The organism is Kitasatospora cystarginea, assembly GCF_039533515.1.
Taxonomy (GTDB): domain Bacteria; phylum Actinomycetota; class Actinomycetes; order Streptomycetales; family Streptomycetaceae; genus Kitasatospora; species Kitasatospora cystarginea.
In genome coordinates this window covers 1-10,091 of record NZ_BAAATR010000089.1, presented here as the reverse complement: position 1 = coordinate 10,091, position 10,091 = coordinate 1, and the positions used below count along the sequence as shown (strand labels likewise).

Annotated in this window: 10 protein-coding genes, 1 pseudogene and 1 riboswitch; of the genes and pseudogenes, 8 read left to right on the top strand and 3 right to left on the bottom strand. The window is 71.0% G+C overall.

The features are described from left to right. Positions 1 to 600 precede the first annotated feature (600 nt). Positions 601 to 1,020 carry a MarR family winged helix-turn-helix transcriptional regulator gene (locus ABD369_RS39340; protein ID WP_344641448.1) on the bottom strand — a complete coding sequence of 140 codons (420 nt, stop codon included), beginning with the start codon at positions 1,018 to 1,020 and terminating at the stop codon, positions 601 to 603. A gap of 98 nt (positions 1,021 to 1,118) precedes the next feature. Between ABD369_RS39340 and ABD369_RS39335 the strand changes: the two genes are divergently transcribed. Next, entirely contained in the window at positions 1,119 to 1,940 is an 822-nt protein-coding gene (locus ABD369_RS39335; protein ID WP_344641447.1) for an SDR family NAD(P)-dependent oxidoreductase, read from the top strand. Positions 1,941 to 2,038: 98 nt separating this feature from the next. Beyond that, entirely contained in the window at positions 2,039 to 2,458 is a 420-nt protein-coding gene (locus tag ABD369_RS39330) for a DUF6841 family protein (protein ID WP_344641446.1), read from the top strand. Between the two features lie 216 nt (positions 2,459 to 2,674). Here the strand turns inward: ABD369_RS39330 and ABD369_RS39325 are convergent, their stop codons facing one another. Beyond that, positions 2,675 to 3,349 carry an alpha/beta hydrolase family protein gene (locus tag ABD369_RS39325; RefSeq protein ID WP_425557882.1) on the bottom strand — a complete coding sequence of 225 codons (675 nt, stop codon included), beginning with the start codon at positions 3,347 to 3,349 and terminating at the stop codon, positions 2,675 to 2,677. Positions 3,350 to 3,942: 593 nt separating this feature from the next. After that, positions 3,943 to 4,137, bottom strand: coding sequence for a hypothetical protein (locus ABD369_RS39320; RefSeq protein WP_344641451.1), 195 nt, complete (start codon positions 4,135 to 4,137; stop codon positions 3,943 to 3,945). Here ABD369_RS39320 and ABD369_RS39315 point away from each other — a divergent pair. The 6 genes and pseudogenes from ABD369_RS39315 (at position 4,046) to ABD369_RS39295 (ending at position 9,752) form a co-directional block, all read left to right on the top strand. Continuing rightward, positions 4,046 to 4,582 carry a CAP domain-containing protein gene (locus tag ABD369_RS39315; protein ID WP_344641445.1) on the top strand — a complete coding sequence of 179 codons (537 nt, stop codon included), beginning with the start codon at positions 4,046 to 4,048 and terminating at the stop codon, positions 4,580 to 4,582. The two genes, ABD369_RS39320 and ABD369_RS39315, sit on opposite strands and share 92 nt — an antisense overlap. 108 nt (positions 4,583 to 4,690) lie before the next feature. After that, a complete protein-coding gene (locus ABD369_RS39310; RefSeq protein WP_344641444.1) occupies positions 4,691 to 6,250 on the top strand; it encodes a sigma-70 family RNA polymerase sigma factor in 1,560 nt (519 codons plus the stop codon). Positions 6,251 to 7,123: 873 nt separating this feature from the next. Further along, a riboswitch (guanidine-III (ykkC-III) riboswitch) is annotated at positions 7,124 to 7,194 on the top strand. Between the two features lie 8 nt (positions 7,195 to 7,202). Next, a pseudogene (locus tag ABD369_RS41485) lies at positions 7,203 to 7,415 on the top strand (CBU_0592 family membrane protein); the annotation flags it as partial. A 63-nt stretch (positions 7,416 to 7,478) separates the two neighbouring features. Further along, positions 7,479 to 7,871 (top strand): ACT domain-containing protein, encoded by a 393-nt coding sequence (locus ABD369_RS39305; RefSeq protein WP_344641449.1) that lies wholly within the window; start codon positions 7,479 to 7,481, stop codon positions 7,869 to 7,871. A 39-nt stretch (positions 7,872 to 7,910) separates the two neighbouring features. After that, positions 7,911 to 8,795 carry a hypothetical protein gene (locus ABD369_RS39300; protein ID WP_344641443.1) on the top strand — a complete coding sequence of 295 codons (885 nt, stop codon included), beginning with the start codon at positions 7,911 to 7,913 and terminating at the stop codon, positions 8,793 to 8,795. Between the two features lie 138 nt (positions 8,796 to 8,933). Beyond that, entirely contained in the window at positions 8,934 to 9,752 is an 819-nt protein-coding gene (locus ABD369_RS39295) for a lipase family protein (RefSeq protein ID WP_344641442.1), read from the top strand. Positions 9,753 to 10,091 lie beyond the last annotated feature (339 nt).

Genomic DNA, 10,091 nt, shown 5'->3' with positions numbered 1-10,091 from the left:
ATCGACACACCCAATCCAACGCCACCGGGGCGGCCTTGGACACCGTTCCCGGGCCCGAACCATTCGATTCAACGACCCGCGAAGTACGGGCCTAGCGTTGTGCCCTGGAGTCGAGGGGCCGGCGGTCACCCGGGGTGCGTGCAGGCCTGTGCCGCGAAGGGCCTGGGCCCGCTGGTGCTGCCCACTCCGACCCTTCGCGTCCTTCGGGCGGCTCACGGTCTCAGCTGCGCCCCGCCGTTACCTTGATGCCCGCCCCGGACGACTCGCCGGTGCCTTGGCGGCTTGGTCACGGAGCAATAACGCGCAGGTCAGAGCATTGGTGGGAGCGGGACTGACACCTTGATGTCCGTCCCGGGCGTCGGGATGGGTGACCCGTCGCAGCGAAGTTTCACCAGTCTCAGCGGAGTTTGACTACTGGCGAGTTCGTCTCATCGAAGTTCGACCGGTTGCTGGATCCGTCCGTTGTTCGGTCTCGGTGAACCGACGAAGCTGGCGAACGGCGCGCCATGTGTCTCAGTGAACGTGGCAGAGGCGACGGACAGGATCCGGTCCGGTCCGCCGGGGTCGTCGATGTCGGGCTGGAGTCCGCGGCGGCCGCTGTCATGTCTCCAGCATCAGTCGCAGGAGGTCGCGCAGGGACTCGCGTTGCTCCGTGGTGAGCCGATCCAGCGGGGCGGTGGCGAAGGGCATGCGGGCTCGGAGGTCGGCGATGACGGTGCGGCCGGCCGTGGTGGCTGCGACGAGCTTGACGCGGCGGTCGCCGGGGTCGGGGGTGCGCTCGACCAGGTCGCGGGACTCCAGGCGGTCGATGATCGGGGTGACGTTGGAGGGCTCCGCGTGCAGGCGGTCGGCGATGCGGCGCATCGGGACCGGTTCCTCGGCGGCGAGCAGCGCCTTGGCCTGGAGCGGGGTCAGCTCGTGGGTGGTGGCGGCGGCCTCGGACTCCTGGGCGTAGCGGCGGTTGACGGCTGCGAAGAGGCTGATGACCTCCTCGGTCAGCTCATCCGATGACTTGGGCATGGGGTCGAGTCTACCGATGTGCTTGACAAAGTGAAATATCGTTCTTCATAGTTATGGATGATAGTAGTTATGAGTCATAAGTAAAGGATCTTTGAGCGATGAGCACCAAGACCGTCCTGATCACCGGGACCTCCTCCGGTATCGGCCTGGCCACCGCCGTCGCCGCCGCGCGCAGCGGCTGGCAGGTGATCGCCACCATGCGCGACACCGCCAAGGCGGGCGCGCTGCTCGCGGCGGCGCAGGAGGCCGGGGTGGCCGTCGAGGTCCGCGCGCTGGATGTGACCGACCCGGCCTCGGTCGAGGCATGCCTTGCCGGCCTCGACCGTCTGGACGCGCTGGTCAACAACGCCGGCGCGGGCCACCTCGGCACGCTGGAGCAGGGGAGCGTCGAGGACGTGCGCGCCGTCATGGAGGTCAACTTCTTCGGCGTCCTCAACGTCACCAAGGCCGCCCTGCCGCTGCTGCGGGCGAGCAAGGGCCGCGTGGTGACCGTGACCAGCGTGGGCGGCGTGATCGGCCAGCCCTTCAACGAGGCCTACTGCGCGGCCAAGTTCGCCGTCGAGGGCTTCATGGAGTCCCTCGCCCCGGTCGCGGCCACCACCGGTGTGTCCGTCAGCGTGGTCGAGCCGGGCGCGGTGGCCAGTGAGTTCGTCAGCAACGTGGGTGGCCGTGACACTGCGCTGGAGCAGGCTGGCCCGTACGCGCCCGCGCTGACCGCCTACCTGGCCCGTACCCGCGACGCCTTCGCCGCCGCGCAGACGCCGCAGGGCGCGGCGGAAAGCATCGTCGAACTGCTGGAGGCCCAGCGGCCCGCCTTCCGGGTGCAGACCTCGGATGCCGCGCGCGCGTTCACCGCCGTGAAGCTTAACGACGGCGACGGCTCGGCCGTCCAGGCGCTCACCGGCGCGTGGATCGCCTAGAGAACTCAACGCAAACAGAAACCGCCACCGGGGTCCGGCGCGTTTCACCGCGCCGGCCCAGGCGGCCCGTATCCCACCACACCGAGGAGATGTTCACCTTGTCCCGTACAGACCTGTCGCTCGTCGAGGAGAACGCGAAGCAGTGGTTCGAGCGGTATGCGACGACCTTCATCGAACTCGCGGGTTCCGGCGCGACCGATGCGACCCCGTTGCTGGAGTACTTCGCGGTCCCCCTCACGATGACCACCTCCACCGCCCACCTGACCGTCACCACGACGGAGCAATTGACCGCGGCACTCGGCCAGGAAATCCTGGCACTGTGCGAAGCCGACTACGGCAGCAGCCAGGCGCTCGACCAGATGATCCGCGTGCTCAACGACCGGTCGGCGCTCATCGAGGTGACCTGGGCCCGGTACACCCGGGCGGGTAGCGAGTTCCAGCGCACCCGGGTCCTCTACCTGGTCGCACGGACCGCAGAAGGTTGGCGTATCACCGCCGCGTCGGTCCTCGCCCCCTGACCGGTTCGGCAACATCGAGCTGTGATCTTCTGATCCGGCAAGGCCACGCGCTGGCACTCCTGGCCCGGCTTCACCCCGAGTCCTTCGCGACGGAGAACGAAAGCGAGTCCACGGCCGGCAGGCGGTCAAGCTTCGGTGAGACGGGTCAGGGTGTCCTCTGAAAGGCGATCTTGACCGATTGCCGAGAGATCTTGACGGGCTGACGCAGCCGCTTCGTTAGAGCGCCAGGCCTGCCAGCCAGGTCGTGACTGTCCGGGTGATCAGTGTCAGCGTCTCGGTTGCCGGCAGTGGCGCCGAGGCGGGCGCCGCGAAGACGTGGTCCGCCGCCGGCACGTCGGCCAGGCGCCAGCCGGCTGGCAGGGCGGGGAACTCCTCCGGCCCGCCGTACGGGTCTTTCTCGCCCTGTACGACCAGCGTCGGTAGCCCGCTGCCGAGCAGTTCCGCGGCCCGCGAGTCCTCCGGCTGGCCCGGCGGGTGCAGTGGGAAGGCCATCGCCAGCACGGCCGCCGCGCCGCTCGCCGCGGCGGTCCGGCAGGCCACCCGGGCTCCGGCGCTGCGGCCGCCGACCACCAGCGGTACGCCCTCGGCGGCCAGCCGCTCGGCGACCGGCACCCAGCCCGTGTCCAGCGTCTGCGGCTCGGGCGCTTCCTTCTCGCCGGCCACCTTCCAGGGCTGCTCGACCAGCGCCACGGTGATCCCGTGCGCGGGCAGCGCGGCGGCCAGTGCGGCCAGGTCCGCCGCCTCGATCCCGCGCCCGGTGCCGTGCCCGAGGCCGAGCACGGCGCGGGCCGGGCCGAGCGGCCGGTGCCAGCTGATCCGCGCATCCCCCACCGGCGTGGCCACCAGGGTCTGCTCGACCTCCATCGCGCCGCCCGACCCGCCCCCCGTCATGCCGGCCGCCTTTCCTGTCGTCCCGGTCGCCATCAGGTCGGGTGTACCGCTCTTGTCTGCCACCTGATCATCGTAGATCGCACACCGACCTGCCCCGGAGACCCGGGGTTGCGACTGCGGTCCGCTCCTTGTCGCCCTGGCCGGGTGGGTCACCGCGGATCTGTCGGCGGAGCGGGGTCCCGGTGGACGGACCAGCAGGTGGGGCTGGGGTGCGAGAACTGCTTTTCGGATTTTGTTATCGGGGTCCGGTTCGTCGGTCTCCTGGGGGTCGGCGTGAACGACGCGTCGGCGGGGAGCGAAGGCGGATCCATGAGTAGTGAGTTCGAGACCGTGGTGATCGATGCGGTGGTGTCCGAGTCGGATGCTGCGGGCGGTGGCGGGTCGGGGGTGTCGCGGCACGGGCGGGGGTGTGGTCGGCGGCGGGCTGTGGGGCGGCCGCGTCGGCTGGCGGCGGTTGCGGGGGTTGTGGGGTTGGTTGCGGTCACGGGTGGGGTGCTCGCTGCTGCGGCGTCTTCGGGGGGTGGGTCTGCTTCGCCGTCCGCCGCGGCCGGGGTGTTGTCGCCGGGGGACGGTGTCGTGTCCGTTTCCTCGGTTCAGCCGACCGGTTCGCCGAGTTGGGCGGTCACTGCGACCGCGACGGCGAGTGGTGCGGCGACCCCGTCGGCGAGTGGCGCGGCGATCCCGCCGGCGAGTGGCATGCCGACCGGTACGTCGAGCGGTACGCCTACCGTTCGGAAGACCCAGGCGAGGCCGGCGAGCAGTGCCCCGGCGATTCCGGCGGGCCGCAAGCCCACTGGGTCCGTCACGCACAGTGCGCCGGTCGCGGGGACACCGGCGACCGGTACCGCTGCCCGGTTCGCCCAGCAGATCGTCGACGCGGTCAACGCCGAACGTGCCAAGGCCGGCTGCAAGCCGCTCACCGTGAACGCGAAGCTGCAGGCCGTGGCGCAGGAGCACTCCGACGACATGGCCGCGCGTAACTACTACGAGCACGACACCCCGGAAGGCGTCGACCCCGGCACCCGGATAACCAACGCCGGGTACGGCTGGCAGAACTGGGGCGAGAACATCTACCAGAGCCCGAAAGACCCCGCCACGGCCATGGACGGCTGGATGAACAGCCCCGCACACCGCGACAACATCCTGGACTGCGTCTTCACCCAGACCGGCGTCGGCGTGAACCTCAGCGCCAACGGGCCCTGGTGGACCGAGGACTTCGCCCGTCCCCAGTGAACGGACGGTGAGCCCACCGCCGGCTCGATTCCTGTTATTTTCCCCCTCCCGCCGGGGTCTCACACGGCGCGGGAGGAACGATCATCCAGGTGAGGACGTCGGACGTTGATGAACAGTGAAAGCGGCAGCGAGACGGTCACCGCGGCGCAGGCAGGGGACGCGGCGGCCCGGGAACGGTTGATAGCCGACCACCTGCCGCTGGTCTACAACGTCGTCGGCCGCGCGCTGGACGGCCATGCGGATGTGGACGACGTGGTGCAGGAGACCATGCTCCGCGTCGTCAACTCCCTGGACGCGCTGCGCGAGCCGTCCTCCTTCCGGTCCTGGCTGGTGGCGGTGGCGATGAACGAGGTCCGTCGACGCTGGACGGCCCGGAAGGCGGCACCCGTGCCGGGTCTGCAGGAGCTGACGCAGGTCGTCGATCCGGCCGCCGACTTCGTGGACCTGACCATCCTGCGACTCGGCCTGACCGGCCAGCGCAAGGAGGTCGCCGAGGCCACCCGCTGGCTGGACGAGCGCGAGCGCGACCTGCTCTCCCTCTGGTGGCTGGAGACCGGCGGCGAGCTCACGCGGGCCGAACTGGCGGCGGCCCTCGGCCTCACACCGCAGCACACCGCCGTACGCGTCCAGCGGATGAAGGAACAACTGGAGATCGGCCGCCAGGTGGTGCGAGCACTCGCCGCCGACCCGCCGTGCGCCGAACTCTCGGCGCACACCACGGCCTGGGACGGGAAGCCAGCCGTTCTGTGGCGCAAACGCATCGCCAGGCACATCCGCAACTGCCCGCACTGCGCCGGGCACCAGCACACTCTGGTACCGGTCGAGGGACTCCTCGCCGGCCTCCCGCTGCTGCTCCCGCCACCGCACCTGGCCGCCTCACAGCACCTGGCCGCGTTCGCCACCACGGCCGCACAGCCGGCACCCTCCCGCACGGCGCCCGCGCCGACACGGTCGCCCGCCCCGACACGCAGGCTCCACCCGCGCGATGGGCGAGCGGTCAGGGCGGCCAAGGCAGCCACGGGAGTCGCGGCCGCCTTGACCGTCCTCGCCGGAGTGCAGATCCTCCGACCCGACCCGGACCACGCCGCGTCCGCCCCGTCGGTCTCGGTCACACTCGCACCCCCGGCGCCAGCCCCCACCACGCCGTCTCCCATACCATCGGCCACCGAGTCCCCGTCCCCGCCGCCCGCCACCACCGCTTCACCGCCGCCCGCCACCACCGCTTCACCGCCGCCCGCCACCACCGCTTCTCCGGAGGCCGCCACCACCCCGTCCGCGCCTCGCAAGACCCTCGAACAGCAACTCGTCGACCTGATCAACCTCCAACGGACGAAGAACGGCTGCAGGCCGCTGCGCGTCAACCGGCGCCTGCACGCGGCCGCGCAGGGGCATTCCGACGACATGGCCGCCGCCGGCTACTTCGACCACGTCGACCCGCGCGGCGAGCACGCCGACGACCGCATGACCGCTGCCGGCTACCAGTGGAGTGCGTGGGCCGAGAACCTCGACCGGGACACGAGCTCGCCGAACACGGTGCTGAAGGACTGGTCGGACGGCGCGATCCACCAGCAGAACATGCTCGACTGCCAGTACACCGACGCCGGTGTCGGCACCGCCCCCAACACGGACGGCCTGCTCTGGACCCTCGACCTGGGCAGCCCCGGCTGACAGCCCTGCCAGTCCGCTACTCGCGTGCCACTCGCAGCAGGTGTGTGGCAGGCCCCGGAGGTCGGGGTGCCGGTGCTGATGGTGGAGGTCGACCGCGCCACGATGGCGCCGGCCCGGGTGGCGGCGAAGTTCACCGCCTACCGCGGGCTGTTCCGCGTGAAGGTCCGGGACAACGACCCGGCCCTCACTGACGAGGAGCCGGCCGACCGGACGGTGCACTGGTGGCGTCGCGCCCCGGGCACACCCGCGCCGGGTACCCGCCGGTCGCCCTGGCCGTCACCGACGCCGGACCGGTCGGTCTGGCCAACCGGCAGCAGGCCGTCGCGGACCTGTCCGCCGACTGCTGGGGCGGCAGTTGGTGGACCGTCACGCGGCACGACAACGACGACGGCTTGCGCGAGTACGACGACGCCGTGCCCATCGTCGCCACCACCCTGGAGTTCCTGGCCGAGCACGGCCCGCTCGGCCCCATCTGGTGGCGCTACGGCCGCCCCCCGGCGGGCGGGGAGGGCCGGGCCGCCAGCTCTCACCGTTCTGCCGCGGTCCCGATCCCGCAGTTCCACTCGGGCGCCTCGCAGCCTGTCTGCGCGGGGCAGGAAGGGCTCCCGTCACCGCCCCGGCGGGCGGTTACCGCTGTGCCGGGGTCTGGCCTGGGCGCAGCGGTGACAGGTCCTCAGGGCTCCTGCAGGGCCCCGGCCCGGACGACTGGGGGCTGGTACCTCGGCGCTGTCCCGGCATGGTTCGCCGGGCCTCGGAACTCGTGGGCTGGGATCGGGTGGGACCCCGCCGGGTGGCCGTGTGTTGTGTGGTTGTCGGTCCTGGTCGCTGCCATCCGGTTGCGTCCGGGTTGCGCCGTCTGGGCTACAGTGAGCGGCGGTGACGCCGTTTTGGCGTCGCCCCGGACGAGAGCGTTGCCGTACCCGGTCCAGCAAAGACGGCTCGCAGCGCACTCATGCATCGCATCGATCTCGTCGAAATCACCGGTTCCCTCCTCATCCTCGTCGCCTTCGTCGCCGGTCAGGCGCGGCTCCTGCGCGGGGACTCGCGCACCGCCCTGTCGCTGAACCTCGTCGGCTCGGCGACCCTCGCGGTGATCGCACTGCGCCAGGGGTCCTGGGGCTTCCTGTTGCTGGAGGGCACCTGGGCCCTTGTGTCCGCCGTTTCCCTGACCGCCGTGCGCCCGCGCTCGGCGGATCGTTCCGAACACCACACTCCCGAGGAGACCCCCGTGGCAGGAGAGAAAGACCTTCGCAAGCTGCTCGCCGGAATGAGTCCGCAGCTCAATGCGGGCGAGTACGTGTTCACGGTCGCCCCCGACGGCCGCATTCCCGCCGGCGTCCGTCCTGTCGTCACCGTTGCCGAGGAGGAGGGCCTGACCCTCGTCCTGCCGAAACAGGATGCCGACCGGGCAGGCCTGGCCTACGACTACGTCGCTGGCTGGATCACCTTGCGCGTGCATTCCGCGCTGGAGGCGGTCGGCCTCACAGCGGTCTTCGCCGAGGCCCTGGCCCAGGTCGGACTCAGCTGCAACGTCGTCGCCGGCTTCCACCACGACCACCTGTTCGTTCCCTACGCCGACGCACCCCAGGCCCTGGCCGCCCTGAAACAGCTCACCCACTGACGGACACGGCACGCCCCCCGGGCCGCCCCGCGCACGGAGATGCGCGGGGCCGCCCCGGGGCGCCGACCGCTCTGCCGCGCCGCACCCGGACGGCTGGAGCTGGCCCTGTACAGCAGCCGGCCCGCGCCCGTGGACCGGGACCTGGGCCGCGGCTGGACCGAGAAGGACGTCGACGGCCTGGACGGATGGGTGGCCCTGGTCGGCGGCCGGATCGTCCTCGGAGCCCAGCCGGGCACCCTCCCGGAGCCCATCGTCCACGCCGAGGCGTGGCAGGCCGGCGCGATGCTGCACGCAGCCCTCGCCCAGCACCCGGGCCACCCCGACCGCGCCCCGGACGAGGACGACGACCAGGAGCACGGGCTGCTCGGCGACGTCCCTCACCGGGTCCGCCGCCGGGCGGCCGGGATGACCCTGGAGAACCTCCAGCAGGCCCTGCACCGGGCCCGGGACGACGAGCGCACCGCCGACCGGTACGCCGGAGACGAGACCGCCTACGCCACCGCGGCCGCCATCCGCGCCGAGTGGCAGCGCGTACGCGACCACACCGCCCAGACCCGCGCCGAGCGCTACGACCCCGACCACGACACCGCCCTCCAGCACGCGCTGCGCGCCGAACGCCACCGCCAGGACGTCGCCGAATGCGCCCGCGAGGCCGCCCACCAGGCCCGACAGAGGTCCGACGCCACCCACCGCCGCCTCGCCGGCACCGCCGCCCAGCCCCTCTACACCGCCCTGGAGCGCGCCGGCCTCTACACGCTGACCAACGACGACCACCAGGCCGTCCGCGACCTCACCCACCACCTCGCCCCCGCCACGCTGCGCCAGGTCATGAGCTGGCTGGAGCGCACCCGCACCGCGGCCGCCGCGTTGCGCGGTGCCGGGCAAGCCCCGGCCCGGCCCGTCGTGCGGCGTAGCCGGTTCTGACCAGCCGCCTGCGGCATCGACGACGTTCCCGGTGCCGCGCCGCTTCCAGACGGGTGATGGCCCGGTGCCGCGGGCCATATTCGTTCGTATGCGGGGCTATGTTGCTGGGCGACCCGCACCGGCTTCTGGAGGACACCGATGACCATCCCGGCCCTGGACCACTCGACGACCCGCTACTCCCTGGCGCACGCTTACTGGATGGCCCAGGCGGCCGGGCTGGCCATGCAGGACCCGGATGACATCGAGGCCCAGGCCCGTGTGTGGGGCTTCGACGAGGTGCGCAACTTCCAATCCCCGCACCGGATGCCGTTCCCGATCGAGGACACCCAGGCCTACACCATGGCCAGCGACCGCATGATCGTCACCGGGTTCCGCGGCACCGAGGTCTTGAAGATCTACGACTGGCTGACCGACGTCGACACCCCGCCCGTTCCTGGCCCGGACGACAAGGGCTTCGTCCACTACGGCTTCAACCAGGCCCTGCGGGCCGTCTACCCCCAGATCCGCGACACCGTCCAGGAACTGCGCACCAACGGGCAGAGCGTCTGGTTCACCGGCCACAGCCTCGGCGGCGCCCTGGCCATGCTGGCCGGTGCCCACTTCTACTTCGAGGAACCGCGCCAACTGCCCGACGGGGTCTACACCTACGGCCAGCCCCGCACCTGTGAGCGTCTGCTCGCCGGCCTGCACAACACCGCCTTCAAGAACCGCTGCTACCGCTTCGTCAACAACAACGACATCGTCCCCCACCTCCCGCCCGAGCCGTTCTTCACGCACGTCGACACCCTGCGCTACTTCGACGCCGACGGAAAGCTCCACGAGACCATGCCGCTCATCGCCGGGCTGAAGGACCAGGTCAAGGGCTACCGCCAGGACATGTTCGCCCCGGAGACAGACGGCATCAACGACCACCACATGCGCAACTACCTGGCCGCGTTCGAGAAGAACCTCGCCTGAGGGGTCCCGGCGACACCATAGACCCTTTCACGGCGCGCGCCGGCTCGGTGAGCCGATGCAGACCGATCCTCCTGTGGCAGGGCGCTCGGCCACACGGCGCGCATCGTTGGCGACGGTGCGAGATCGGGCGGATACTGAGGTTAGTAAGTGCACAGAGTGTTTGAAGTGTCACGCTCCGTAGCCGTCCCCGAGTTTCACTCCATGTGAGTGCCAGGTGGCATCGCTTCTGGGAGCTTCGGCCTTAGCCTCGCGCTTTCACGAGCAGGGCTGTCCGAGGCGTGATCAAAAGACTGAGGAGTGCCGCTGACCTGCGACGATAGGGCTTGTCTAAGGTCCATG

Coding starts and splice junctions, on each gene's coding strand:
- ABD369_RS39335 (WP_344641447.1), top strand. CDS start 1,119: ATGAGCACCAAGACCGTCCTGATCACCGGGACCTCCTCCGGTATCGGC.
- ABD369_RS39310 (WP_344641444.1), top strand. CDS start 4,691: ATGAACAGTGAAAGCGGCAGCGAGACGGTCACCGCGGCGCAGGCAGGG.
- ABD369_RS39315 (WP_344641445.1), top strand. CDS start 4,046: ATGCCGACCGGTACGTCGAGCGGTACGCCTACCGTTCGGAAGACCCAG.
- ABD369_RS39300 (WP_344641443.1), top strand. CDS start 7,911: ATGCGCGGGGCCGCCCCGGGGCGCCGACCGCTCTGCCGCGCCGCACCC.
- ABD369_RS39325 (WP_425557882.1), bottom strand. CDS start 3,349: ATGACGGGGGGCGGGTCGGGCGGCGCGATGGAGGTCGAGCAGACCCTG.
- ABD369_RS39295 (WP_344641442.1), top strand. CDS start 8,934: ATGACCATCCCGGCCCTGGACCACTCGACGACCCGCTACTCCCTGGCG.
- ABD369_RS39340 (WP_344641448.1), bottom strand. CDS start 1,020: ATGCCCAAGTCATCGGATGAGCTGACCGAGGAGGTCATCAGCCTCTTC.